Raw genomic sequence first — 24,710 nt, 5'->3', positions numbered from 1 at the left:
CAAGCATGCGACGAGAACTCTTATTCCGCAAACTATTTTTCCGGTGACCCGCGTCTCCGCACGCTGCGTGCGCGGACAGTCACTGAGCTGCGGCGATGACCTCGTCCAGGAGCGCGCGGGAGTGCGACAGCTCGGCCAGCTGGGCGGTGATCCGGGCCCGTTCGACCGCCAGCTCGGACACCAGCCCGGCACACGGCACCACCTGGGCGCCCTCGGCGCGCACGCACGGCAGCACCCGGGCGATGGTCCCGGTGCACAGTCCGGCGGCGATCAGCCTGCGCACCACGCCGACGGTGTCCACCGCGGACTCGGGGTACTCGCGGTAGCCGTTCACCGAGCGCTCGGGGATCAGCAGGCCCTGCTTCTCGTAGTAGCGCAGCGACCGTGGACTGACCCCGGTGCGCGCGGCCAGTTCACCGATCAGCACCTTCACCCCAACCAGCGACGGCGGCGCGTTGTTCCGGCACTTCCCAAACTCGGTTACCCGCGAGTAACATGCCGGGCATGAGCGTGGACACCAGCCAGGTCGGCGACCTGATGAAGCAGGTCGTGCCGTGGGTGCGCACCGTCGGCATCGAGTTCACCGAGACCACTCCGGAGCGGGTGGTCGCCGCCCTCGGCGATGCCGAGGAACTGCGCAACCACGTCGGCGGACCGCACGCGGCGATGATGTTCGGCGTGGCCGAGACCGCATCCGGCGCGCTGGTGCTGGCCGCCTTCGCCGATCAGCTCGCGATCGCGATCCCGTTGCCCACCAAGGGCCAGATCGGCTTCTACAAGCTCGCGCTCGGCCCGCTCACCGCCACCGCCACGCTGGGCAGGCCGGCCGCGGAGGCCGTCGCCGAGCTGGAGTCGGGCACCCGCCCGGAGATCCCGGTGCACGTGGAGATCACCAACGCCGAGGGCGTGGTGACCGGCGCACTGGACATCATCTGGACCCTCAAACCGCACTCGAAGTAGCACCGCTCCCGCCCAGCCGCGGGATCAAGGCCGGGCCTGGCACGCGATGCGTGTCCGGGCCCGGCTTTTTTGTGCGATCCCTACCCGTTCGGGCCCACCGACAGTGCGAGGATTGTCACGGCAGGTGAACAGTGATGAACTGCCCGGAGCCGAGTCGAGTCCGCCAGGAGAAGCGATGAGTGAGTTGCCCAGGGCCTCCGCGCTACGCCGCTGGTGGTGGCGGGCGGCGACCTGGCAGCGGCTGCTCAGCACCACCGGCGGCACGCTGGCCACGGTGGCCCTCATCAGCGCGGCCGGCTCACTGCCGGCGCTGCCAGCGGAGCAGCCCGATCCGCTGGCCGGTGGTGTGGTGCAGCCACTTGGCACCTCCAGCGCGATCACCCCGAGCATCACCGCGCCGCCGATCGCCGGGCGCACCCCGGCCTGGCCGAGCCGGGTGCTGACGGTGACCAAGGTGCTCGACGCCCGCACCATCACCGGCACCGACGAGAGCGGCGCACCGGTGACCGTGCAGGTGGTGGGCACCCCGCAACCGAGTGCCCAGCCCGGCTGTGCGGCCGGGGACGCGGCCCGGTTCGCGGAGAAGGAGTTGCTGGGCAAGAAGGTCGGCCTGCTCGACCTGCGCGAGGAGAACGCCCGCCCGGCGGCCAGGGTGTTCACCGCGGGCCACGAGTACGCCACCCTGCTCGCGGACTGGCAGGCGGCCTGCCAGCGCACCACCACGACCAGTGCCCCGCCGCCGAGCACCAGCCCGGCCGCCGAGGTCCCGGTGACCACCACTGAACCGCCGCCGAGCAGCAGTGCCGCCGCGCCCACGAGCACCGCGGACGCGCCCTTCTACAAGAACTGCGCGCAGGTGCGGAAGGCCGGCAAGGCCCCGCTGCTGCGTGATCAGCCCGGGTACCGCCCGCAGCTGGACAAGGACGGCGACGGGGTTGCCTGTGACCGGTGAGCAGCCCGACGACGCGGCCGTCACCGCGCTGATCGAGTGGCAGCGAGAGCCCGACCGGGCCTATGGCTGTCCGATCGGTCACGGCGAGCTGCGGCCGATCCGCAACGGCTCCGGCCTGTTGCTGGTGTGCCCGGACTGCGCGCACACCCTGCCGGTGGACCCGGTGCTGGTCACCGAGGTGCTCGGCGAACGCCCACCGGGCGAGGTGGAGCCGCCGCGGCTGCCCGGCGGGCGCACCCCGCGCGGACTGTGCCCCGACGGCACCGTGCGCACCACCGGCTGGCTGCTGCTGGGCCGCCGCCCGGTGCCCTCGCCGGTGCTCAGCGGCCTGGCCGGGATCGCCGTGCTGACCCCGGTGCTGGGCTGGCTGGGCCTGGTCATCGGCCTGGTCGTGGGCTTCGGCGGCTGGCAGCTGGTGACCACCTGGCTGCAACCGGCCTCCCGGTTCACCGCGGGCCCCGCGGTGCTCGCCTCGGTGCTGCGCCCCGGCCAGTGGGCCCGGCTCTACGGCAGCCTGGGCCCGGTCGGTCAGGTCTCCGGCACCGCCTCCACCGCCGCGGGTGACCTGGTGGTGCGCTTCCGCGGCGGCGCCCAGGTGGTGGCCGCGCCGACCGATGAGCTGATCACGGTCGAGCTGGTCGACTAGTCACCCACTTGGCGCTAGACCAGGTGCTTTTTTCACCACACCCTAGAGATAACCGAGCGCATCCAATTAGTAACTCTCTGTTATCAACTCTTGTTGAGCTTGGGGTGATCGCCATGGCTCACGCACTCACCTGGATGGCCACCGTGCTCCGGCAGGCCGGGCTTTCCGTTCAGGAGGTGGCCGGCTGGCAGGACCGCGGCCACGGCAACGTCTCGGATCTGCGAGGCGTGATGATGCACCACACCGCCGGTCCGGCGATCGGGAACTTCCCGTCGCTGGACGTGGTGGTCAACGGGCGGCCCGGACTGGCCGGACCGCTGTCCAACCTGGGCCTGGCCAGGGACGGCACCTGGTACGTCATCGCGGCCGGACTCGCCTACCACGCGGGTGCGGGCTACATCGCGTGGTGCGGCCGGGACAACGGCAACAACCACATCATCGGCATCGAGGCCGAGTCCACCGGACGCGGCGACTGGACGCAGGCGCAGCTCGACGTCTACCCGCGAGGGGTCGCCGTGCTGCTCCGCCACCTGCGACTGGCCGTCGACCGGGCGATCGCGCACAAGGAGTGGGCTCCCACGCGCAAGATCGACCCGGCCGGCTGGCCCGGCGATATGGACGGCTTCCGGGCTGGAGTCGCGCAGTGGATCAACGGGGACCAGTTCCAGCAGTCCGACCGGGACCGGCTGATCCGATTAGAGCAAGCGGTCGACGAGTTGCGCCGCTGGCCGATGGGCGGCCCGCGGATGATCCGGCACGAGGCGACCGGGTCGCAGTGGCTGTACGTGCCAGGCTGCGTGCTGGTCGCCCTGCAGGGCGAGGAGGACGTGACCTTCCACGGCAACCACCGGCTGGCCGGGCAGAGCGAGCCGATCGCGCTGGACACCGATTCCATCCGCCGTCTGGCCGGACTGGTGCCGCACGTGATCGGGGAGCTGCCCGCCTAGCCGGTGACTGCCATCGGCGCGGGGTCGCGGGCTAGATGGCCGTGGCCAGCCGCGCCGTTGGCGCGCCGGAGGGAATGCCCGCCTGCACGGTGGCGGTGAAGAGCTGGGTGGCCCGGCTGGAGCGCACCGCGTAGACGGTCCCCGCGGACTGGATGACCACGGTGTGCCCGAACCAGCCACCCGAGTCGACGCTGGAGATCTGCGAGTACAGCACCGAGAGGTTCCACCCGTCGCGACCGGCCGCCAGCACCCGGCGGTTGGTCGCGACGACCAGCACCGGTCCGACCCCGGCGAGCATCCCGGCCACCGCGGCGCGGACCCGTTCCCCCGGTCCGAGTAGTCCGTCGAGCAAGTGGGTGGCCTCGCCATGCCGCAGACGGAGTCGCCGCGGTACGGCCGTTAGATGTTCTTCGAGGTCAGCACGCATGCGGGGAGTCTTCGCCTCGAAGCTCCGCTGCGTAATCACCCAAATGGGTGCACTTAGCGCAGGTAAACGGTTAACCGCAAGAGTCCGCGAGGGTGATCTTGCGCACGGAATCAATACAGGCGGTAGTTGACGCAGACACGAATGGCCCGCACCGAGTGGTGCGGGCCATTCGTGTATGTGGCAAAAGGAAGATCAGAACCGCGTAGCTCAGACTGTGCGGACCTGGTCGGCCTGTGGGCCCTTCGGACCCTGGGTGATCTCGAACTCCACCCGCTGGTTCTCCTCCAGCGAGCGATAGCCCTTGGCGACGATCGCCGAGTAGTGCACGAACACGTCCGGTCCGCCGTCATCCTGCGCGATGAAGCCGAAGCCCTTCTCGCTGTTGAACCATTTCACAGTGCCAGAAGCCATTTTTCTCTCCTTGCAGGGCCGATCTCACGCCCAGGTTGGAGGCGTGGTCGCAGTCAAGATCCGCCCCTTTCCCCGAAGGGTTCGGCATACAAGAAAACCCGTGGTCACAAGCCCACGGGCGCTCAAGGCAAAGCTGACTACGACTAGCAAAGCGTAGCGCAGAACCGCTCTGCCGAGGAGAGATCCACATAACGAGAGTGATCCAGAACACTACGGATGCGTTATGGACGGCGGAGAGTGCCGAAGTACATAGCCTGTCCAGGTGAATCTTGCGCAATAGAATGCATTACGCACAGTTATCCGGCCGGTTCCAGCCAAGCGGGGACCGGCACACCGCGGTCCCGGCAGACCACCAGCAACTGCTCGACGAGTTCGGCCGCGGTGACCAGTCCCCACACCAGGACCACGCTCGGTTCGGCGTCCACCACCTGCCCGACGATCCGCTCCGCCCCGGCCGCGTCCCCGTCCGCCTCCAGCTGCACTGCTTGAAGCACCAGCGCCCGCGCCTGCTCCACCGCGGCGTCCACCGGCGTGGGGTCCGGCCGCGACTCCAGCCGCACCGCCAGCGAGCCTGCGATGTCCCAGCCCACCTCGTGCAGCATCGCCGCCACCCCGCGCACCAGCACGTAGAGCAGCTCGACCAGCCTGCCCCGCCCGGCCCGCGCGTTCTCCGCCAGCACCTGCCGGGTCCGGTCCAGCTCATGCGCCCGCAACGCGAGCAGCAGCGCGACGGCCTGACCGCGCGCCAGCGCGTGCTCGTCGGCTTCCGGGTGCATACCCCGCATAGTGCTCGCCTCCGGGCCGGTCGGGAACCCGGAGACGAGCAGCACCTCAGCCGGTGACCCGGCGGCGACGCACCGCGAACACCAGCGCGGCCCCACCGACGAGCACCAGGAACCCGACCCCGGCCAGGCCGGTCACGTCCGCGCCGGTGCTGGCCAGCTTCTTGGCCGGACCGGGCTGCGGCTCCGGGTCGGCCGGGTTCTCCGCGGGCGCCGGGTCGGGCAACTGGGTGCCCGGCTTGACCTTGGCCTGCCAGCCGTTGCCGCTCCACGGCGGCGCGTAGACGGTGACGAGCCCGCTGGAGATCTCCTCCACGGTCCACGGCCCGTAGATGTGCATGCGGTACCCGCCGACCAGGATGTTGGTGAACTCGACCCGGCCGGTGCCGTCGGTGACCGCGGTGGTGACCTGCCTGCCGCTGTCCGGGTCGATCAGACCGATCTTGACGTTGACCAGGCCCTCGCCGTCATCAGGCCGGTCGTTGCCGTTCTTGTCGTGGAAGACATAACCCCAGGAGCTGCCCTTCTCCCCCGGCACCCGCGCTTGGGTGGCCGCCTCGGCCCGGCCGCTCTCCGGCGTGCCCACCCGGCCGAAGTCGCAGGCCGCGAAGATGTAGCCGATCTTGCCCGCCGAGTCCGGCACCTTGCCGGTCGGCAGGAAGGTCCGGCTCTCACCCGGCCTGAGCGTGACCTTCCCACCGGGCAGCGGCTGCCACTCGTGGCCGCCGATGTGCGGGCCCTCGCCACTGCGGTTGCAGGCCGACTCGATGTCGGTCAGCGTCTTGGCGCTCTTGTTGGTCAGGGTGAGCCGGACCTGGGCCTGCTCGCCGACCCGGTAGGACTTCTTGGTGAAGGCCATGGTCGCGGCGAGCACGTCGGTCTCCGGCCGGTCCGCCCGGACCAGCAGCTTGGTGCTGCGCTCAGTGCCGTCGACCAGCACGGTCTGGTTGCCGCCGCCGATCTCCCAGCCGTCGGGCAGTTCGGGGAAGCCCACCCAGTAGGCCCCGGCGGGCAGCCCGGTGAAGCTGAACCGTCCGGCGGCGTCGGTGCGGCCCTCCCGCTGCTCGATGCCGCCGCCGGCGGAGGTGGTGACCTTGATGCCGGTCAGCTCCTCACCGGCTTCCCGCTGCCCGTTGCCGTTGCGGTCGCCGTAGAGCACGCCCGCGATGTCGCCCTTGGTGCTGGGCGGCACGATCCGGTAGGTCACCGTGGCGGCGTTGTTCTCCGGGGTGGCCTCGTTGTCGGTGGTCACCGCGAAGGTGGTGCTGGTGTTGTTGTTCTCCTGCCAGCGCACCTGGGCCCGTGGCCGCGCGGTCAGCGAGGCGCCGGGTTCGATGGTGGTGCCGGGGCCGAACGGGTCCAGCTCGTTCCAGCCGTAGACCGACAGCGACCCGCTCACGTGCTTGGCCCGCACCGAACGGGCCACGCCCTTGCCGGTGTTGGTGATGGTGATCTTGGGCTGGAACTCCTGGCCGTTGACCAGGTCGCCGGTGACCGGGAGTTCCGCGGTGATGCGCAGGTCCGGCTGGTCGGCGGCTTCCTTCTTGGCCGGGTTGCTGGTGGTGGCCGAGGGAGTGGTGCTCGACGGCGCGGTGGCCGACGGCGTCACCGACGGGGTGGTGGCTGACGGGGTGGCGCTGCTGGTGGCGGGCGGAGTGCTGGTGGCACTCGTTTCGTCAGCATGGGCCAGGGGCGCCAGCAGGCCCGCGCCAAGCGCGAGTCCAGCGGTGATCGCCCCAGCCCGGCGTGAAAAGCCGAACGTGGTCAAGGTGGTCTTCCCCCACAGAAGATGATCGCGCGCCCCTGCCCCCGACACCGCGCAATACCACCATATCCGGACTTTTGTCCGTTGTGCCAGGCTTTCTCTGTTGCCAGGGTGCGGCTGTTGCACCGTCGTCGCAGGGGGTGTTTCGCGCCTATCGTGCCGCCATGAGCGCACTGGCGAACCCGGTCTTCCGCCGGTTGTTCGCCGCGCAGGTGCTGGCGTTACTGGGCACCGGGCTGGCCACGGTGGCACTCGGTCTGCTGGCCCACCGGCTGGCCGGGGCCGAGGCCGGCACCGTGCTCGGGGTGTTGCTGGCGATCAAGATGACGGCGTACGTGCTGGTCGCGCCGGTGGTCACCGCGGTGGCGGCGCGGGTGCCCACGCGGGCGTTCCTGGTGTCGATGGATGTGCTGCGTGCGGTGGTGGCCGGGGTGCTGCCGCTGGTGGACGCGCTGTGGCAGGTCTACGCGCTGGTGGTGCTGTTGCAGGTGGCTGCGGCCGCGTTCACCCCGACCTACCAGGCCACCGTGCCCGCGGTGCTCACCGATGAGCGGGACTACACCCAGGCGTTGTCGTTGTCCCGCTTGGCTTTCGAGCTGGAGGCACTGCTGGCGCCGGTGCTGGCGGCCGGGTTGCTGCTGATGGTCGCGCCGACGCAGTTGTTCTTCGGCACCGCGCTGGGATTCCTGGCCTCCGCGCTGCTGGTGGCCGGGAGTGTGTTGCCGCGCAGGGAGATCCGCCGTGGCCGAGCGGGTGGTCTGCGGACTTTCCTTGGCACACCGGCACTCCGGGCGTTGCTGGGACTGAACCTGGCCGCCGCGGCCGGTGGCGCGCTGGTGCTGGTGCAGACCGTGGTGCTGGTGCGGGAGCACTTCGGCGGGCCCGCGGTGGCGGTCGCGGTGGCACTGGGTTGCTACGGGGCCGGGTCGGTGCTGGCCGCGCTGGTGCTGCCGAGGGCGCTGCGTGCGGTGCCGGACCGGGCGGTGCTGCTGGGCGGCGGTGCGGTGCTGGCCGGAACGCTCGGACTGGGCGCGCTGTGGTTCGCGCTCGCGCCGGGGCTGACCGCGTTGCTGGTGCTGTGGGCGGTGCTCGGCGCGGGCGGGGCGGTGGTGCAGACGCCGGTGGGGCGGCTGGTGCGGCGGTCCGGGTCGCCGGACGGGTGGGCCGGGCTTTTCGCCGCCCAGTTCACCCTCTCGCACGCGGCCTGGCTGGTGACCTACCTGGTCGCCGGGCTGCTCGGCCCAGGGCCGCTGACCTTCGCCGTGCTCGGTGGCCTGGCCGGGCTGGGCGTGTTGTTCGCGGTGCGCACCTGGCCACCGGCGCGACAGCACTACTGTGGTGGCCACCATGGACGGTTACTGGCTAAACCTCGCCCTCGTCGCGTTCCTGATCCTGGTCAACGCGTTGTTCGCGGGCAGTGAGATCGCGCTGATCTCCTTGCGGGAAGGGCAGTTGCGGCAGCTCGAACGCCGTGGCGGCCGCACCGCGCGGGTGCTGATCCGGCTCACCAGGGACCCGAACCGGTTCCTGGCCGCGATCCAGCTGGCGATCACCCTCTCCGGCGCGCTGGCCTCGGCCACCGCCGCGGTGACCCTGGCCCAGCCACTGGTCCCGGCACTGAGCTTCGCCGGGGAGGCGGCAGGGCCGCTGGCGGTGGCGCTGGTGACGCTGGTGCTGACCTTCTTCACCCTGGTCTTCGGCGAGCTGGCGCCCAAGCGGCTGGCCATGCAGTACGCGCACCGGTGGGCGATGCTGGTGGCCCGCCCGCTGGACCTGATCGCGACCATCGCGCGCCCGGCGATCTGGGCGCTGAGCCACTCGACCAACGTGGTGGTACGCCTGTTCGGCGGCAACCCGGAAGCCGGGTCCGAGCAGCTCAGCCCCGAGGAACTGCGCGACCTGGTTGCCGGGCACCGCGGCCTCAACGCCGAGCAGCGGATGATCATCACCGGCGCGCTGGAGATCCACGAGCGGCTGCTCCGGCACGTGCTGGTGCCGCGGCGCAACGTCTTCGTGGTCGCCGCCGACGCCACCGTGCAGGAGGCCCGCCGGGTGCTGGCCGACTCCGGGCACTCGCGGGCGCCGGTGGTGCGCTCCGGGCACCTGGACGATGTGGCGGGCGTGGTGCACCTGCGCGAGCTGCTGGATGACAGCACCACCGTGCTGGAGGTGACCCGCACGGCCACGATCTTCCCGGACACCCTGCGCGTCTCCGACGCCCTGCGCCAGTTCAAGGCCACCCACCAGCAGTTCGCCCTGGTGGTCGACGAGCGCGGCGCGGTGGACGGCATCGTGACCCTGGAGGACCTGCTGGAGGAGATCGTCGGGGAGATCTACGACGAGACCGACCGGGACATCATGGCCGTGCAGGCCGAACCGGACGGCGCGCTGCTGCTGCCCGGCACCTTCCCGGTGCACGACCTGATCGACCTGGGTGTGGAGATGGGCGACGCACCCGATGGCGACTACACCACGATCGCCGGCCTGGCCCTGATCGCGTTGCGGCGCATCCCCGACCAGCCGGGCGACCGGGTGGAACTGGCCGAGTGGACGCTGGAGATCACCGCGGTGGACCGGCACGCGATCACCGAGATCCGCTTGCGCCCCAAGGCGAAGCGGGCGGAGGACTGAGATGGCCTGGGATCGCCTCGACGGGCAGCGGGTGCTGGGCCTTGGCACCCCGGGCGAGATGCGGGACTGGCTCAACGAACGCGTGCTGGGCGGGCACAAGCAGGCCACCGCGGGGCTGCTGGACGCCGATTACCAGGCCGAGGGCGAGCCGCTGGAACACGTCGGTGAGCTACTCGCGCTGGTGGACAGCCAGGAGCGGCGGATCGGCACGGTCGAGGTGACCAAGGTCGAGGTGCGGCCCTTCATCGCGGTGGACTGGGCCTTCGCCAAGGCCGAGGGCGAGGACTTCCGCTCGGTCGAGCACTGGCGGGAGGTGCACCTGAAGTACTTCACCGACAGCGGCGCGACCGTCGCGGAGGACACCCAGGTGGTCTGCATGCACTTCCGCCTGCTGCCCTGAGCCCTCAGCCGAGACTGGGCAGCAGCACCGCCGCGAGCAGCAGCAATCCGACCCCGGCCCGCCACGGCCAGGCCACCCTCGGCGCGGTGACGAATCCCGCGGCCAGGTAGCCGAGCACGCAGTAGAGCAGCAGCAACGCCGACATCGGCAGCGGCAGCCCGGACAGGAACCGGAGGATGGCCCAGGCCGCCACCGGCCCGAGCAACGCGATCCGCCAGCCCTGCTCGACCCCGGCGCGATGCAGCACCAGCCAGGCCAGCCCCACCCCGAGGGCCACCCCCAGCGGGAAGGCCAGCAACCAGGCGCCGAGGCAGCCGAAGCCCTGGTTGGTGCACACGATCTGCCGGCTGAGCAGCACGTCCACCAGCAACAACACCAGTCCGGGCGCCAGTCCGGCCGCCGCAGAGACCAGCAGTCTGCGGCCAATCGCTTCAGTTCCCGCCACGGTGCTCATACCCTCGGCTACCCCCTCCCGAGAATTTCCCAAAACCTGGTTCGGAAATAGGACCGTAGCTGACCTATACGGCTCTTAACGTAGTCCCCAGCAGCCCACCGAGGAAGGCAGAACGATGACCAGCACCGAACTGACCAGCACCGACGCCACCCTGACCGGCGAGCGCGCCGACCTGCTGGAGGCACTGGGCAACGCCCGCTTCTTCCTCCGCCACACCGCGCAGAACCTCACCGAGGAGCAGGCCAACCAGACCTCCACGGTCAGCGAGCTGACCATCGCCAAGCTGATCAAGCACGTGGCCGAGACCGAGTCCTCCTGGGCGAAGTTCATCGTCGAGGGCCCGTCCGCGATGGACTTCGACGAGGCGGACTGGCACGCGCTGTGGACCGTCACCGAGCCGCTGGCCACCCTGCTGGACCGCTACGCCGAGGTGGCCGCCCGCACCGACGAGCTGCTGAGCACCCTGCCCAGCCTGGACGTGGCACACAAGCTCCCCGAGGCCCCCTGGTTCGAGCCCGGCAAGTCCTGGTCGGCCCGCCGGGTGTTCGCGCACATCGCCACCGAGACCGCCCAGCACGCCGGCCACGCGGACATCATCCGCGAGGCCATCGACGGCCAGAAGTCGATGGGCTGACCCCGATGACCGACACCAAGCTGACGGGCGAGCGCGCCGACCTGCTGGCCGCGCTCGCCAATGCCCGCTTCTTCCTCCGCCACACCACCCAGAACCTCACCGACGAGCAGGCCAACCAGCGCACCACGGTCAGCGAACTGACCCTGGCCGGCCTGATCAAGCACGTCACCGGCGCGGAGGTGAGCTGGACCAGCTTCATCGAGAGCAACGGCTACCGGATGTACTGGGAGGAGGAGGCCGACGGCGACTGGTCCGACACCTTCACCCCCAAACCAGGCGAAACCCTGGCCACCCTGCTGGACCGCTACACCGAGGTGGCCGCCCGCACCGACCACCTGATCGCCACCCTGCCTAGCCTGGACGTGGCGCACCCACTCCCCGACGAGCCATGGTTCGAGAAGGGTTCCTGGACCGCCCGCCGCGTCCTGACCAACCTGATCGCCGAAACCGCCCAGCACGCGGGTCACGCCGACATCATCCGCGAGTCCCTGGACGGCCAGAAGTCGATGGGCTGAGCAGCCGGTTCAGTACGAACTGGCCCGCTTCAGTACGAACTGGCACAGTGCCGGCACCGCTTGTCCGCCACCCGCGACGGGTTGTCCCCACCCGTCGCGGCGATCGGCTCGGCGTTGCCCAACCGCTCCCAGGCCCGCGGCACCCCACGGATCTCACCCCAGCCCCGGTAGTCCGGCGGGGCGTCGTGGTGACACGCCCCAGGCAGGTGCGCGGTGTTGGTCCGGCTGACCAGGATGAGATCCGGTTCGGCCCGGACCACGACCCGGCGGCGGGTGTGCGGGCACTGGCCGGTCGGCAGGTCACATCGCTCGCAGCGGGTGATCGTTGAAGTCACCCCGCCATCATCCCGACAGCACCGACAGAACCCGCCCGGAACGCGAGAAACCCCAGGTCATGCGTGATGACCTGGGGTTTCTGCTCGCTGAGCCGCCTAGGGGAATCGAACCCCTGACCTACGCATTACGAGTGCGTTGCTCTACCGTCTGAGCTAAGGCGGCGAGACGCTACAGAGTCTAGCGGTAGCTCATCGGCCACCCAAACCTGGTCTGATCTCGCTGGTCAGGACAGGCAGCGTGGGCCCTCGCGTGAGTAGGGCGCGGCGACGATGCTGGACGATGTGAACGCCACACCACCCTTGTGGGACGTGCTGGTGACAGCGGGAACGGCCGCCGGGGTGCGCACCGCGGGGGCGCACCTGATCCGCGATGGCGCCAATGTCCTGTTCGCACTCGCCGATGACGTGGTGGCCCGGATCAGCAGGGCGGGTGGTCTACGCGGGGCCGAGCGGGAGTTGCGGACAGCTCGGTGGCTTGCCGCGCAGGGCATCCCGGTGGTGCGGGTCGCGGATCTCGAACAGCCGATTCTGGTTGGCGAGCACGTGGTGACCTGGTGGGCGAAGCTGCCGGAACATCGGCCGGCGACTCCGGCCGAACTGGGGGCGGTGCTGCGGGACCTGCACGCGGTGCCGATTCCCACCGATCTCGGGCCGGCGAATCCTGACCCGTTCGGCAGGATGGTGGCACGGGTCAGCGCGGCGAGGTGGCTGGGCTCGAAGGACCGGGACTGGCTCGGCGAGTTCCTGGCTGAGTGGCGGCACGAGTACGAGAACCTGCCACCAGGGCGGCCGGACTGCGTTGTCCACGGGGATGCCTGGCAGGGAAACGTGGTGGTGCCGCGGCAAGGCCGGCCGGTGTTGCTGGATCTCGACCACGTCGGGCTGGGCCGGCCGGAATGGGATCTGGTGTCGCTGGCCGTGGACCACACCGACTTCAACCGGGTCAGCGCCGAGGAGTACCAGGCGTTCGTGCTTGCCTATGGCGGCTACGACCCTCGCGACTGGCCGGGCTATCGCACCCTGGCGACCGTGCACGAGCTGCGGTGGACCACCTTCGTCCTGAGCAAGGGGGACCTCAGCCCCGCAGCCGCCCGCGAGGCTCGGCATCGGCTGTCCTGCTTGCGTGGCGAGGTTGCACGACCGTGGTCGTGGTCGGCGTTCTGACCTGGCAAGAACGACAATTTCCGCAGGTCAACGGGTCTCTGCGCGCTCGAACCATGGACTGGCCATGGATCGAAAGCGGTACGCCGCGTTACCCGTTGGTACCCGTCTCGTTAGGCCATGCGTGACGCCGGTCTCACCGACCGGGTCGCCCGTGACACCGCGAGGAGGGCCCGGCCTGATGCGTGCACGCCGCCTAGCCGTTGTTTGTGCTGTGCCTGCTGTTGTGTTGCTCGCGCTGGGGCCGGTGGCCGGGGCGGCGCCGCCGCCGACCACGCCGGTGCCCTCGCCGGTGGATCCGAACGGGCCTGGGATCAGTGATCCGAACGCGCCGAGGTTCCCGCCGCTGGTGGCTGATGCGGGGACCGGGCTGGGGATCATCCGGGTGTTGCCGGGGGCGGTGCAGACGAACTCGCCTGGGCTGACCGATGAGGATGAGAAGAAGCTGCCCAAGCAGGCCGCTGGCGAACTGGGGCTGGGGCTGGCTTCGGCGCAGGTGAACTCGCAGGCGGTGCAGTCCTTCGAGCGGGCCATCGCGGAGTCCTCGCCGTTCGGGTTCGCGGTGAACGGGCGGGCGCCCAGGTTGCCGGGGTCGTTGGCGCAGATGGCGATTCCGGACAATCCGGAGCCGCTCTCCGGTGGGTTGACGCCGCCCGCGTCGCCGTTGGACGCGCTGGTGAAGCTGGGGTTGTTGCAGGGCAGTGTGCATGCCCGGTGGGATGAGAAGCTGGGGCCCTGTGTGGAGCCGATCGCGGACTCGCGGACCTCGCTGGCGAGTTTGTCGGCGGTGAACGTGCTGCCCGCCATCCCCGGGCTGTTGAACGGTGGGTCGCTGTTGCGGTTGCCGGACACGCTGAGCGCGCGTTCCACCGTGCGGCTGGTGGATGTGCCTGGGCGGCAAGGGAAAGCGGTGCAGGCCACCTCCACGGTGCAGGTGGCGAGCATCCAGTTGCTGGCCGGGACGCCTGGCGAGGTGCGGATCGACGTGGTCAGCGCGCCGAAGCTGGTGGCGACCTCGACCGGGGACGCGAAGACCTCGACGGTGAAGTACGAGGCGCCGGTGCTGCGGGTTTCCCGTGGTGGCAAGGAACTCGGCAAGTTGGACGCGGCCGCGCCGAAGCTGGACGTGCCGGTGAGCGGGCCGTTGCCGGGGGCGGATGCGTTGAAGCTGCTGGACATCGGGGTGTTGCGGTTGTCCATCGCGCAGGTGAACGAGAAGCGGGACGGGGCGGCGGTGGGGGCGGTGGCCCGGCTGCTGGATCTGCAGCTGCTGCCCACGGATGCGTTGAAGCTGCCCGGTTTGCCGACCTCGCTGGTGCAGATCTCGTTGGGGGAACAGGTCGTTCGGGCCGCGGCACCCGCGGGTGGGTATGTGTGCAAGGCGATCACGCCCGCGCCGAGTTCACCGGCGCCCGCGCCCGCACCCGCGCCGCAGGGCAAGGAGAAGCCGCCGCCGCTGGCCTACACCAATGCCGCGTACCAGACCGTGCCGTTGCTGTGGACCGGGATGATCCTGTTGCTGTGCGGGGTGATCGTGGTGGCCGCGCTGCCCCGCCGCCGCCAGCGCGGCTGACGGGGCAACGCGATCAGCTGGCTCAGAGGCCGATGGCCTTGGCGATCTCCCTGGGCTTGAGCACCCGGAGGATGGCCTCCATCAGGTAGTAGTCGCCGTAGGGCAGCGACACCTCGATGCCGTTCTCCGCCCTGCGGTTCTTGGTGCCGCGGGCCAGCACCGCGTCATGCCGGTCGGACCTGGTGGTCAGGCAGGTGCGGGACAACGCGTCCAGCACGGTCAGCGCGGTGGTCTGGTACCGGGCGTTGCCGGTGATCTTGGCCAGGTCCAGCAGCCCGCACGCGGTGATCGCGCCGGCCGAGGAGTCGCGGATGTCGTTGGGCGCCAACGGGGAGCGGTAGTCCCAGATCGGGACCGGGCTCTCCGCCAGGTAGGGCAGGATGTGGTCGGCCATCCTGGTCGCCGCGTTGAGGAACTGGCGGTCGCCGGTGCGGCGGTAGGTGGTGGCGAAACCGTAGATGCCCCAGGCCTGACCGCGGGCCCAGGTCGAGGTGGCGCTGTAGCCCTGCACCGTGTTCGGGCCAACCGCGGTGCCGCTGACCGGGTCGAAGTCGAACACGTGCGGGGTGGAGCCGTCCGGGCGGATGAAGTGCTTGATGGTGGTGCGGGCGTGGTTGGCCGCGATGTCGGCGTACTTGCCGTCCCCGGTGACCTCGGTGGCCCAGAACATCAGGTCCAGGTTCATCATCGTGTCGATGATGGTGCGGCCGGCGTTGCCGGTGGAGCCCAGCGAACCCCAGGCCCTGATGAACTTGCCGGCGGTGTTGTACCGCTTGCTCAGCGACTCGGCCGCGCGCACCGCGCCGTCCCGCCAGGACGCCTCGCCGGTGAGCCGGTAGGCGGTCACCCAGGACGGGTAGAACAGGAAGCCCATGTCATGGGTGCCGGTGTCCGGGATGCGCGGGGTCAGCCGCAGCGCGGCCTCCCTCGCCCACTTCTCGAACTGCGGGTCGCGGCTGTCCACGAAGCCCAGCCACAGCAGGCCGGGCCAGAAACCGCCGACCCAGCCGCCGTCGTTGACCGGGATCCACTTCTCGAACCTGGTCTCCTCGGGGAAGGTGGCCACGGTCGGCGCGGTCTGGCGCAGTTTGGCGACCGCGTAGTCCAGGGTCTGGCGCAGCCGGGCCGGGTTCGGCGCGAAGGCTTCCTCGGCCGGGGCGCCGGCGGCGGCCAGCGCGGCACCTGGCTGCAGGGCCAGTGCTCCGGCGGTCGCCGCCGCTCCGGTGAGCAGCACACGTCGGGATAGCGCTGTCATCGTTGTCCTCTCGGGGAATTGCCGCACAGGGGGAAAGGGTGGCGCCCAGGTTCGAGGGGGCTGGTTACGGAACCATCCAGCCCAGCACAGGGGTTGACTGCAGGTAGCTCAGCACGCACATGGCCAGCAGCAGCAACAGGCTCCAGCCGAACACCCGGCGGAACAGGTCGCCCTCCTTGCCGACCAGGCCGACCGCGGCGGTGCCGATGGCCAGGTTCTGCGGCGAGATCATCTTGGCCATCACGCCACCGGAGGAGTTGCTCGCGCCGAACAGGATCGGCGAGGCGCCGACCTGGTTGGCCGCGGTGGTCTGCAACCCGCCGAAGAGGGCGTTCGCGCCGGCGTCGGTGCCGGTGATGGTGACGCCGAACCAGCCGACGATCGGGGACAGGAAGGCGAAGAACGCGCCGGTGCCGGCCAGCCACACGCCCAGGGTGATGATCTGGCCGGACAGGTTCATCACGTAGGAGAGGGCGAACACGCTGAGGATGGCCAGGATCGCCCAGCCGAACTGGCGGATGGTGCGGCCGTAGATGCGCAGCGCGCTCAGCGGGGAGACCCGCAGCACCAGCAGCGACAACAGCCCGGAGATCAGCAGCAGGGTGCCGGTGGCGCCGCCGATGTTGAGGGTGTACGTGGTGGAGACCGCTTTCCCACTGGCGTTGGCCACCTGCAGGCCCGGCCACTGGAACACCCAGGTCGCCTTGGCCAGCAACGCCTTCACCGCGTCGAACTGGGCCAGCGAGAAGATCGCCACGATGATCGCGTACGGGGCGAAGGCGGTGGCCACGTCCCGGCGCGAGTCCGGCTGTTCCGGCTCGTCCGTGCCGCCGTCACCACCACCGCCCACGGTCACCGGGACCGGCGCGGACCGGCGCGTCTTGGTCACCACCAGCACCGCGCCCACCGAGACGATCGCGGCGATGATGTCGCAGAGCCGGTAGGAGATGTAGTTGGAGACCACGAACTGGGTGATGCCGAAGGACAGGCCCGCGGCCAGCGCCACCGGCCAGGCCTCACGCAGCCCGCGCTTGCCGTCGACGATGAAGACCAGCAGGAACGGCACCAGCACGGCCAGGATGGAGACCTGCCTGCCCGCCATCGCGCCGTAGGCGTCGGCGGAGAGGCCGGTGACCGAGCTGAGCACGGTGATCGGGTTGCCCATGCCGCCGAATGCCACCGGCGCGGTGTCCGCGACCAGGGACAACGTGGCCGCCTTGAGCGGGTTCACGCCCAGCGCGATCAGCATCACCGAGCAGATCGCGACCGGTCCGCCACCGCCGGCAAGCGCTTCCAACAGGGCGCCGAAACAGAAGGCGATCACGATCGCCTGGGTGCGCGGATCGTCACTGATCGAGCTGAAGGCCCGCCGCAGCACCGCGAAGTGCCCGCTGCGCACGGTCAGGTTGTAGATCCAGATCGCGTTGAAGGTGATCCACAGGACCACCAGCACGCTCTGCCCGGCGCCGTAGGCGGCCGAGTTGAGCGCCAGCCCGAGCGGCATCGAGTAGCCGAGCACCGCGATCGCCAGGGACAGCGCCAGCGTGGTCAGCCCGGCCCAGTGCGCCTTCCAGCGGAACACGCCGAGCAGCACCAGCAGCACGACCAGTGGCAGCAGGGCGAGCAGCGCGGAGAGGAACAACGACCCCGTGGGGTTCGGGTCCTGCTGGTACACGGGGCCGACCTCCTCGCCTGTTCGCCGACTTGTTCCGTTCCGCAGAACGGTGTTCCATAGGGCGCGGGCACATCGTGACACCGCCCGGTCCGAAACGTAAAGGGCCATCCAGCGCATACGCTCCCGCCGGAGGCAATTCATGCAGGTTAGGCATGCGACAAATCCCGCGCAGGTTGCCGGTTTCGACACCGAGCAGCTCCGCGCGCACTACCTGGTAGCGGATCTTTTCGAACCGGGACAGGTGCACACGGTGTACTCGCATGAGGACCGGACCGTGCTCGGCGGCGCCGTCCCGCTGCCGGGACAGCCGCTCCGGCTGGCCTCCGCCGACCCGCTGCGCGCCGAGAACTTCCTGGCACGACGCGAGTTGGCGGTGGTAGCGGTGCACGGCGGCGGCACGGTGACCGTCGACGGCACGGCGTATCGGTTGACCCATCGGGACTGCCTCTACGTCGGCCGCGGCGCGGTCGACGTCGTGTTCGAATCGGACGGGACGGACTCCCCGCATTTCTACCTGTTCTCCACGCCCGCCCATACCAGCCATCCGACGGAATTGGCGCGGTTCACGGATGTGGACATTCTGGAATTGGGCGAGCAGCGGACCGCAAACGTCCGATCGATCAGAAAGTTCATCCATGTGAATGGAATCAAGTCATGCCAGTTGGTACTCGGTATCACCACCCTCGCGCAGGGCAGCGTGTGGAACACGATGCCGCCGCACACGCACGACCGGCGCACCGAGTGCTATCTCTACTTCGACCTGCCTGCGGACCAGCGAGTGATCCACCTGCTCGGTGAGCCGGCGGCGACCAGGAACCTGGTGGTGTCCAACGAGCAGGCGGTGATCTCGCCGAGCTGGTCCGTGCACTCCGGCGCGGGCACGCACGCCTACTCCTTCGTCTGGGCCATGGGCGGGGAGAACCAGGCCTACGACGACATGGACCCGGTCGCGCTCACCGAACTGCGCTGAGGGAGAACAGGGTGAACGGGGCAGTCCAGCGGATGTTCTCGCTGCACGGACGGACCGCGCTGGTGACCGGCGCGCGCACCGGGATCGGCCGGGCCATCGCCAACGGCCTGGCCGGGGCGGGCGCGGACCTGGTGCTGCTGGGCCGCGGCGGCGATCTGGCCGAGGTCGAGGCGGAGATCCGCGGGCACGGGGTGCGCGCCCGCAGTCTGGTCGTCGATCTGTCCGATGTGGAGCGTGTGCAGGCCGAAGTCGGTGCGCTGCTTGACGATCAGGAGATCGACATCCTGGTCAACAACGCCGGCACCATCCACCGGCAGGCCGCCACCGAGGTGCCCCTCGCGGACTGGCGGCGGGTGCTCAGCGTCAACCTGGACTCGGTGTTCGCGCTCTGCCAGCTGGCCGGGCGGCAGATGACCGAACGCGGCTCCGGCAAGATCATCAACATCGCCTCGCTGCTCAGCTTCCAGGGCGGCATCCTGGTGCCCGCCTACACCGCGAGCAAGCACGCGGTTGCCGGGCTGACCTCGGCGCTGGCCAATGAGTGGGCCGGGCGCGGGGTGCAGGTCAACGCGATCGCGCCGGGCTACATCAGCACCAGCAACACCGCGGCACTGCGGGCGGACCCGGTGCGCGAACCGGCCATCCGGGCCCGCATCCCGGCCGGGCGCTGGGGCGACCCGGCGGACCTGGCCGGCGCGGCGGTGTTCCTCGCCTCGCCTGCCTCCGACTACGTCAACGGGCACGTGCTGGTGGTCGACGGCGGTTGGATGGGCAGGTGACGGAGGGCCCCGGCGGGGCGGTGGAGAAGGCGCTGGCGGTACTGGACGCGCTCGCCGAGCACAGCCGGGTCACCGACCTCGCCCGCGCCACCGGCCTGCCCAAGTCCACCGTGCACCGGGTGCTGCAGACCTTGGCGGAGCAGGGTTTCGCGCTGCCGGACGCGCACGGCAACTACCTGGCCGGACCCAAGGTGCTGGCGCTGGCCGGGCGGGTGCTGCAACGCCTGGACCCGGCCCGCCGGGCCCGGCCCGCGCTGACCGGCCTGCAGGCGGGCACCGGCTGCGCGGTGCACTTCGCCATGCTCTTCGGCGCGGAACTGGTCTACGTGGACAAGGTCGAGGCGGACAAGCCGTACCGGATGGCCTCCCGGATCGGCATGGGCCTGCCGCTGCACTGCAGTGCGATCGGCAAGGCGGTGCTGGCCGCGCTGCCCGAGATCGAGCTGTCCGCACTGCTCGGCAAGCTACGGCTGGAGGCCCGCACACCGCGCACCGCGAGCACCCCGGCCGCGTTGCGGGAGCGGCTGACCGGGGCGCGCTCGGCCGGGTTCGCGGTGGACGACGAGGAGAACGAGCCCGGGGTGCGCTGCGTGGCCGCCGCGGTGCGCGACCACACCGGCGCGGTGATCGGCGGGGTGAGCGTGTCCGCGCTGGTGCTGGAACACCGGCTGGCCGAGCTGACCGGGCACGGCCCACTGGTGGTCAGGGCGGCGCGGGAGGTCTCCACCGCGTTCGACTGGTCCACCGCACTGTGACGCAGGTCGCAGAACGACCGTTCTCCCCACCCTTGTGTTCACCCCGGCACGCCCGGTAACTTTCTCCTCAACAGAGAGAACGAACGTTCTTTCCGAAGCTGAGGGAGAGCCGAGATGAGCGCCAAGGCCGACACCGTTGTCCTGATCCACGGGCTGTGGATGACCCCGAAGAGCTGGGACGGCTGGGTGCAGCGCTTCACCGAGCAGGGCTACCGGGTGCTGACCCCCGGCTGGCCCGGCGTGACCACCCCGGAGGAGACCAACGCCGACCCGAGCGCGCTCAACGGCCTGGGCATCACCGAGATCGTCGACCACTACGCCAAGATCATCGAGGACCTGGACACACCGCCGATCCTGATGGGCCACTCCTTCGGCGGCCTGGTGGTGCAGCTGCTGCTGGACCGCGGACTCGGCGCCGCCGGGGTCGCCATCCACGCCGGGGCGCCCAAGGGCGTGCTGCGGCTGCCGCTGGCCACCCTGCGCACGGCCTGGCCGGTGCTGAAGAACCCGGCCAACCTGAACCGCTCGGTCCCGCTGAACGAGCGCCAGTTCCGCTACTCCTTCGGCAACGTGCTCACCGCCGAGCAGTCCAAGGCGGCCTGGCTGCGGGAGGCCATCCCCGGCCCCGGCCGCCCGTTCTTCCAGGCCGCGCTGGCCAACCTGAACCCGAAGGCGGTGACCAAGGTCGACTTCCGCAACCCGGACCGGGCCCCGCTGCTGATCGTGGCCGGCGGCAAGGACCACGTGGTCACCGCGGGCTTCTCCAAGGCCAACTACCGGCTGCAGAAGCGCAACCCGAACACCACCGAGTTCCTCGCCTACCCCGACCGCGGGCACCTGACCGCGGCCGAGCCGGGCTGGGAGCAGGTCGCGGACACCCTGCTGGCCTGGGCCGATGCCAACCAGCGAGTGCTTCAGCCGTGATGCAGGGTGGTGACCATGGCCTCGATGGCGATCCTGGGCTTGACGTTCATGCCCAGGGCGTCCCGGCAGGCCAGCACCGCCTCCAGCCGCCGCAGGGTCGCCTCCGGGGTCCAGGCGGCGGCCGCGGTGCGGATGTCGACGGAGCGGTCGGGGTGGTTGAGCGCCACATCCGCGCCCAGCCGCGCGGTGAGCACGTCCCGGTAGAACCCGGCCAGGTCGACCAGGGCCAGGTCAAGGGCGTCGCGCTGGGTGCGGGTGGCGCGGGACTTCTGCCGCTTCTCCAGGTCCTTGAGCGCGGATTTGGCGCCGCGGGCCGCGGCGGCCACGCCCTTGCCGGTGCCGCCACCGCCGAGCGCGGTCTCCAGCGCGTCGCGCTCGACCCCGTCCTTGGCCTCGCTGACCGCGGCCGCCTCCGCCTCGGCCGTCTTGACCAGCTCGTCCGCGCTGGTGAACACGTCGTTGGGGCGGCGAAGGCCGGTGGGGATGCGCAGCACGGCCTCCCGGCGGGCGCGGGCCTCCGGGTCGGTGGCCAGCCTGCGGGCCCGGCCGACGTGCCCGCCGCAGACCGAGGCGGCCCAGGTGGCCACGTCGGCTGGAATGCCGTCGCGGCGGCGCAGCACGTCCTCGATGGCGGCCACGGTGGGCGTGCCAAGGGCGAGCACCCGGCAGCGGGAACGGATGGTGACCGAGACGTCCTCGGGGTGATCCGAAGGCGCGCAGAGCAGGAACACGGTTCGCGACGGGGGTTCCTCGACCGCCTTGAGCAGTGCGTTGGCCGCGCCCTCGGTGAGCCGGTCGGCGTCCTCGATGATCACCACCTGCCAGCGTCCGCCGGTGGGGCGGCGGGCGGCGATCTGCACCAGCGCGCGCATCTCGGCGACCGCGATGGACAGCCCTTCCGGCACCACCAGGCGCACGTCGGCGTTGGTGCCGCCGAGCGCGGTGTGGCAGGGGCGGCACTCACCGCAGCCGCGCACCCCGTCGGCGCCGGGCTGGACGCACTGCAGTGCCGCGGCGAAGGCGCGCGCGGCCACCGAGCGGCCGGAGCCGGGCGGACCGGTGAACAGCCAGGCGTGGGTCATCGCGCCGGGGGTGATCGGGCGGCCTTCGACCAGGTCGGCGGCTGCCCGCGCGGCGGTGGACAGGGTGCGCACCGCGTCGGGCTGACCGACAACGCCGCCCCACACGCCGCTGGTGGGCGCCTGCTGGATGGCCTCTTCGGTGAGCGTCACGGGTTCTATCCTGCCTCGGCGGCTGACAATCCTTGTTCCGGCGTGCTGGTCTGCCGCGCGGCGAGCACCGGGCGGACCGCCTCGCGCACCCGTTCGGCGACCTCCTCGACCCCGCCGCCAGCCTCCACCACCACGTAGCGGTCAGGTTCGGCCGCGGCCATCTCGGTGAGCAGCCGGTGCATCCGCCAGGGCTGTTCGGCCAGGTTGGCCGAGGGGGTGGCCGGGTCCTTGTCCAGCAGCACGGTGACGTCGGCGGCCAGCCTGCCGGTGGAGAACTCGGCGAGGCCCTCCAGTTCGGCCGCGTCCATCCCGGCGCCCGCACCCAGTTCGGCCAGTCCGCCGTGCACCGAGCGCTCCATGACCACCACCGAACCGGCTTCCAGGGCTGGTTTGACGATCTGTTCGACCAGGTCGGCGCGGACCGCGGCGGACATCAGCACCTGCGCCCGCGGGCTGTGCAGTCCGGCCTCGGCGAGCAGTTTGCGTTCCTCGCCTGCGGGATCGGCGGCCAGCACCACCGCCTGACCCTCCGCGCGCAGCCAGTCGGCCAGCCGCTGGGACTGGGCGGAGGTGTCCGCGACGGTGTCGCCCTCCACCGCGATCAGCAGGCCGCTGCTGCGGCGCGGGCGGCGCAGCGCGGACATCAGGTCGGACAGGATGGGGCCGCTGCGCCGGTCGTCCATCTGCCGGTAGGCGATCACGCCGAGCACGGCGGCGATGATGCCGGCGCCGAAGAGGATGGGCCGGGTGCCGTCCACGGTCAGCTCGGCGCCGAAGATGTTCCAGGTCCGCGGCGGCAGCAGGCCGACGAGCACCGGGACCAGGGCCATCGAGCCCATCAGCACCAGCCGGACCAGGGACTGCATGAAGGCCACGGTGCGGCCGCGGATCTCGTCCTCGACCCTGGCGCCGATGATGGTCATACCGGTCAGGAAGGCCACGCCCGCCGAGGCGCCGACGCCGATCACGGCGAGCAGCGCCAGCCACAGGTGCGGGGCCATCGCGACCAGCAGCAGCACCGCCCCCGCGCCGACGATGGCCGCGCCGAAGAGCCGGTTGTGCGGGATGCGCTGGGACAGCTTGGGCGCGACGACCATGCCGCTGCCCAGGCCGAGGAAGATCGAGACGAACAGCAGGCCGTAGCTGGCGTCGCCGCCCTTGAGGCTGACCGCGTACAGCTTGGCGCAGGCGATCACCGCGCCACCGGCGGTGAACGCGCCGGCGATGCCGATCACCAGGCCGCGGATCAGCGGAGTGGTGCCGACGAACCGCAGCCCGTCCCTGATCAGCGCGAGCAGGCTGGCACTGCGTACCTGCTCGGCCCTTTCCCCGGCCCGGCCGGAGATCTCCGGGATGCGGGTGGCCAGGGTGATCGAGCTGGTCAGGTAGATCAGCCCGTTGAGCACCAGCGCGAAGTAGACGATCTGGGTCGGGGTCAGCGGCAGGAACAGGGTGGGGCCGAGCACGGTGAGCGCGGTGAACAGCCCGGAGGCGGTCACCACGGAGACCCCGTAGGTCATCACCATGGACAGCTGGTTGGCCGTCTCCACCTGGGCCGGTCTGCGCAGCAGGTTGGGGATGGAGGCGTCCTTGGCAGGCACCCAGAACAGGGTGCACAGCTCCAGCAGGAAGGTGGCCACGAACAGCCACCACAGCGAGCCGGCCAGCGGGATGCTCAGCAGCACCAGGCAGCGCAGCACGTCGCAGACCACCATCAGCCTGCGCCGGTCGAACTTGTCGGCCAGCGCCCCGGCCAGCGGGGCCAGCAGCAGCGCGGGCAGCAGTTTGATCGCGACCACGCCGCCGAAGGCGAAGCTCTGCGCCTGGTAGCCGGTGGTGAGGTTGGTGGCCAGCGCGGTGGTGGCCAGCAGGGCGAGCCAGTCGCCGACGCTGCACAGCGAGTTGACCGCCCAGAGCCTGCGGAACGGGCCGATGGCCAGCACACTGCGCACCCGGTGCACGGTGGAGGCCGACGACTCGGCTGGTTCCTGCCGGATCCTGCTCACCTCGCTCGCGCTGACGTGCACGTCCCCGAACGCGCCCCAGGGTAGCCGGGCGCTAGCCGAGCAGGCCGGAGAACCAGCTGATGAAGCTGGAGAGGAAGGCGAGCACGAGCACCACGGTGAGGATGATCAGCGCCAGGAAGCCGAGGGTGGCCCCGCTGATCCCACCCGCCGGCAGCGCGCGGCGCAGTTCGGGCAGCCGGGGTCGCGGGATGCGGGCCTTGGGCACGAACCGGCGCCGGGGCAGGGGTTCGACCTGCTGGTGGAACGGGGTGGCCTGGGCGTAGCCGGGCAGTGGCTGGTCGGCCTCTGCGCTGAGCGCGGCCTCGATGGCGGCACGTAGCCGGTCCGGGTCGCCGGTGGCGTCCGGGGTGTCGATCCGTCGCGGTGTTTCCTCGCCCGCCGGGTTGCGGGGCGGGAGCAGCGCGTCGGGCATCGGGGCCGGGGGTGACGGCGACTGGGTGCCGTCCCCACCGGAGAGCGCGTCCTTGGCCACGGAAGCCACCTCCCGGAACCAGGTTAAC

At 70.7% G+C, this 24,710-nt stretch carries 27 protein-coding genes and 1 tRNA gene; 15 read left to right on the top strand and 13 right to left on the bottom strand.

What is annotated here, in order from left to right; all coding sequences use genetic code 11:
• Positions 1–79: 79 nt before the first annotated feature.
• Complete coding sequence (locus HNR67_RS07125; RefSeq protein ID WP_312986665.1) at positions 80–433, bottom strand: MerR family transcriptional regulator; 354 nt, start codon at positions 431–433, stop codon at positions 80–82.
• Positions 434–504: 71 nt separating this feature from the next.
• Here HNR67_RS07125 and HNR67_RS07120 point away from each other — a divergent pair, with 71 nt between their 5' ends.
• The 4 genes from HNR67_RS07120 to HNR67_RS07105 all read left to right on the top strand — a co-directional run bounded on the left by HNR67_RS07120 (position 505) and on the right by HNR67_RS07105 (position 3,505).
• Positions 505–960, top strand: coding sequence for a DUF4442 domain-containing protein (locus HNR67_RS07120; RefSeq protein ID WP_185001286.1), 456 nt, complete (start codon positions 505–507; stop codon positions 958–960).
• A gap of 175 nt (positions 961–1,135) precedes the next feature.
• The gene (locus HNR67_RS44150; RefSeq protein ID WP_246492473.1) at positions 1,136–1,912 is read left to right on the top strand and encodes an excalibur calcium-binding domain-containing protein; all 777 of its coding nucleotides are present in this window, start codon (positions 1,136–1,138) and stop codon (positions 1,910–1,912) included.
• Positions 1,902–2,558, top strand: a complete 657-nt coding sequence (locus HNR67_RS07110) for a hypothetical protein (protein ID WP_185001285.1) — start codon at positions 1,902–1,904, stop codon at positions 2,556–2,558. Before HNR67_RS44150 ends, HNR67_RS07110 begins: the two co-directional genes overlap by 11 nt.
• A 113-nt stretch (positions 2,559–2,671) precedes the next feature.
• Positions 2,672–3,505, top strand: coding sequence for a peptidoglycan recognition protein family protein (locus HNR67_RS07105; RefSeq protein WP_185001284.1), 834 nt, complete (start codon positions 2,672–2,674; stop codon positions 3,503–3,505).
• A 31-nt stretch (positions 3,506–3,536) separates the two neighbouring features.
• Here HNR67_RS07105 and HNR67_RS07100 read toward each other — a convergent pair whose 3' ends face one another.
• The 4 genes from HNR67_RS07100 to HNR67_RS07085 all read right to left on the bottom strand — a co-directional run bounded on the left by HNR67_RS07100 (position 3,537) and on the right by HNR67_RS07085 (position 6,893).
• Positions 3,537–3,857 (bottom strand): PH domain-containing protein, encoded by a 321-nt coding sequence (locus HNR67_RS07100; RefSeq protein ID WP_185001283.1) that lies wholly within the window; start codon positions 3,855–3,857, stop codon positions 3,537–3,539.
• 282 nt (positions 3,858–4,139) lie between these two features.
• On the bottom strand, positions 4,140–4,343 hold the full coding sequence (locus HNR67_RS07095; protein WP_185001282.1) for a cold-shock protein: 204 nt from the start codon (positions 4,341–4,343) through the stop codon (positions 4,140–4,142).
• Positions 4,344–4,639: 296 nt separating this feature from the next.
• Positions 4,640–5,119: a hypothetical protein gene (locus tag HNR67_RS07090; RefSeq protein WP_185001281.1), complete on the bottom strand. Its 480-nt coding sequence runs from the start codon at positions 5,117–5,119 to the stop codon at positions 4,640–4,642.
• A 55-nt stretch (positions 5,120–5,174) separates the two neighbouring features.
• Positions 5,175–6,893, bottom strand: a complete 1,719-nt coding sequence (locus HNR67_RS07085) for an SdrD B-like domain-containing protein (protein ID WP_185001280.1) — start codon at positions 6,891–6,893, stop codon at positions 5,175–5,177.
• A 161-nt stretch (positions 6,894–7,054) separates the two neighbouring features.
• Here HNR67_RS07085 and HNR67_RS07080 point away from each other — a divergent pair, with 161 nt between their 5' ends.
• The 3 genes from HNR67_RS07080 to HNR67_RS07070 are packed head-to-tail and all read left to right on the top strand — an operon-like array spanning position 7,055 to position 9,921.
• On the top strand, positions 7,055–8,311 hold the full coding sequence (locus HNR67_RS07080) for an MFS transporter (protein ID WP_185001279.1): 1,257 nt from the start codon (positions 7,055–7,057) through the stop codon (positions 8,309–8,311).
• Positions 8,238–9,521, top strand: coding sequence for a hemolysin family protein (locus HNR67_RS07075; RefSeq protein ID WP_185001278.1), 1,284 nt, complete (start codon positions 8,238–8,240; stop codon positions 9,519–9,521). Before HNR67_RS07080 ends, HNR67_RS07075 begins: the two co-directional genes overlap by 74 nt.
• A gap of 1 nt (position 9,522) precedes the next feature.
• Complete coding sequence (locus HNR67_RS07070) at positions 9,523–9,921, top strand: ASCH domain-containing protein (RefSeq protein WP_185001277.1); 399 nt, start codon at positions 9,523–9,525, stop codon at positions 9,919–9,921.
• A gap of 4 nt (positions 9,922–9,925) precedes the next feature.
• On the opposite strand, the gene HNR67_RS07065 is transcribed toward HNR67_RS07070, so the two are convergent.
• Positions 9,926–10,366 (bottom strand): hypothetical protein, encoded by a 441-nt coding sequence (locus HNR67_RS07065; protein WP_185001276.1) that lies wholly within the window; start codon positions 10,364–10,366, stop codon positions 9,926–9,928.
• 124 nt (positions 10,367–10,490) lie between these two features.
• On the opposite strand from HNR67_RS07065, the gene HNR67_RS07060 reads away from it, so the two are divergent.
• Together HNR67_RS07060 and HNR67_RS07055 are read left to right on the top strand one after the other, a co-directional pair.
• Complete coding sequence (locus tag HNR67_RS07060) at positions 10,491–11,009, top strand: DinB family protein (protein WP_185001275.1); 519 nt, start codon at positions 10,491–10,493, stop codon at positions 11,007–11,009.
• Between the two features lie 5 nt (positions 11,010–11,014).
• On the top strand, positions 11,015–11,524 hold the full coding sequence (locus HNR67_RS07055) for a DinB family protein (protein ID WP_185001274.1): 510 nt from the start codon (positions 11,015–11,017) through the stop codon (positions 11,522–11,524).
• Between the two features lie 29 nt (positions 11,525–11,553).
• Here the strand turns inward: HNR67_RS07055 and HNR67_RS07050 are convergent, their stop codons facing one another.
• Positions 11,554–11,859, bottom strand: coding sequence for a hypothetical protein (locus HNR67_RS07050; RefSeq protein WP_185001273.1), 306 nt, complete (start codon positions 11,857–11,859; stop codon positions 11,554–11,556).
• A gap of 90 nt (positions 11,860–11,949) precedes the next feature.
• A tRNA-Thr gene (locus tag HNR67_RS07045) sits at positions 11,950–12,022 on the bottom strand.
• Positions 12,023–12,168: 146 nt separating this feature from the next.
• Here HNR67_RS07045 and HNR67_RS07040 point away from each other — a divergent pair.
• Both HNR67_RS07040 and HNR67_RS07035 read left to right on the top strand, forming a co-directional pair.
• Positions 12,169–13,023 carry a phosphotransferase family protein gene (locus HNR67_RS07040; RefSeq protein WP_312986659.1) on the top strand — a complete coding sequence of 285 codons (855 nt, stop codon included), beginning with the start codon at positions 12,169–12,171 and terminating at the stop codon, positions 13,021–13,023.
• A 211-nt stretch (positions 13,024–13,234) separates the two neighbouring features.
• The gene (locus HNR67_RS07035; RefSeq protein ID WP_312986657.1) at positions 13,235–14,593 is read left to right on the top strand and encodes a hypothetical protein; all 1,359 of its coding nucleotides are present in this window, start codon (positions 13,235–13,237) and stop codon (positions 14,591–14,593) included.
• A 22-nt stretch (positions 14,594–14,615) separates the two neighbouring features.
• Here the strand turns inward: HNR67_RS07035 and HNR67_RS07030 are convergent, their stop codons facing one another.
• Together HNR67_RS07030 and HNR67_RS07025 are read right to left on the bottom strand one after the other, a co-directional pair.
• Positions 14,616–15,848 carry a glycoside hydrolase family 88 protein gene (locus HNR67_RS07030; RefSeq protein ID WP_185001270.1) on the bottom strand — a complete coding sequence of 411 codons (1,233 nt, stop codon included), beginning with the start codon at positions 15,846–15,848 and terminating at the stop codon, positions 14,616–14,618.
• Between the two features lie 64 nt (positions 15,849–15,912).
• Entirely contained in the window at positions 15,913–17,523 is a 1,611-nt protein-coding gene (locus HNR67_RS07025) for an L-lactate permease (protein ID WP_185001269.1), read from the bottom strand.
• A gap of 139 nt (positions 17,524–17,662) precedes the next feature.
• Here HNR67_RS07025 and kduI point away from each other — a divergent pair, with 139 nt between their 5' ends.
• The 4 genes from kduI to HNR67_RS07005 all read left to right on the top strand — a co-directional run bounded on the left by kduI (position 17,663) and on the right by HNR67_RS07005 (position 20,951).
• Positions 17,663–18,493 (top strand): 5-dehydro-4-deoxy-D-glucuronate isomerase, encoded by an 831-nt coding sequence (kduI, locus tag HNR67_RS07020; RefSeq protein ID WP_185001268.1) that lies wholly within the window; start codon positions 17,663–17,665, stop codon positions 18,491–18,493.
• Between the two features lie 11 nt (positions 18,494–18,504).
• On the top strand, positions 18,505–19,272 hold the full coding sequence (locus tag HNR67_RS07015) for an SDR family oxidoreductase (protein ID WP_312986654.1): 768 nt from the start codon (positions 18,505–18,507) through the stop codon (positions 19,270–19,272).
• On the top strand, positions 19,269–20,027 hold the full coding sequence (locus HNR67_RS07010) for an IclR family transcriptional regulator (protein ID WP_185001267.1): 759 nt from the start codon (positions 19,269–19,271) through the stop codon (positions 20,025–20,027). The genes HNR67_RS07015 and HNR67_RS07010 overlap by 4 nt, the downstream gene beginning before the upstream one ends.
• A 114-nt stretch (positions 20,028–20,141) precedes the next feature.
• On the top strand, positions 20,142–20,951 hold the full coding sequence (locus HNR67_RS07005) for an alpha/beta hydrolase (protein WP_185001266.1): 810 nt from the start codon (positions 20,142–20,144) through the stop codon (positions 20,949–20,951).
• On the opposite strand, the gene HNR67_RS07000 is transcribed toward HNR67_RS07005, so the two are convergent.
• The 3 genes from HNR67_RS07000 to HNR67_RS06990 are packed head-to-tail and all read right to left on the bottom strand — an operon-like array spanning position 20,942 to position 24,682.
• Positions 20,942–22,183: a DNA polymerase III subunit delta' gene (locus HNR67_RS07000; protein ID WP_312986652.1), complete on the bottom strand. Its 1,242-nt coding sequence runs from the start codon at positions 22,181–22,183 to the stop codon at positions 20,942–20,944. The genes HNR67_RS07005 and HNR67_RS07000 overlap by 10 nt on opposite strands.
• A 5-nt stretch (positions 22,184–22,188) precedes the next feature.
• Entirely contained in the window at positions 22,189–24,189 is a 2,001-nt protein-coding gene (locus HNR67_RS06995; RefSeq protein ID WP_312986650.1) for a bifunctional MFS transporter/dTMP kinase, read from the bottom strand.
• Between the two features lie 52 nt (positions 24,190–24,241).
• Positions 24,242–24,682 (bottom strand): hypothetical protein, encoded by a 441-nt coding sequence (locus HNR67_RS06990; RefSeq protein WP_185001265.1) that lies wholly within the window; start codon positions 24,680–24,682, stop codon positions 24,242–24,244.
• Between the last annotated feature and the right edge of the window lie 28 nt (positions 24,683–24,710).

This window comes from Crossiella cryophila, assembly GCF_014204915.1.
Taxonomy (GTDB): Bacteria; Actinomycetota; Actinomycetes; order Mycobacteriales; family Pseudonocardiaceae; genus Crossiella; species Crossiella cryophila.
The sequence above is the reverse complement of the archived record's forward strand: the minus strand, read 5'-3'. Positions and strand labels throughout refer to the sequence as shown.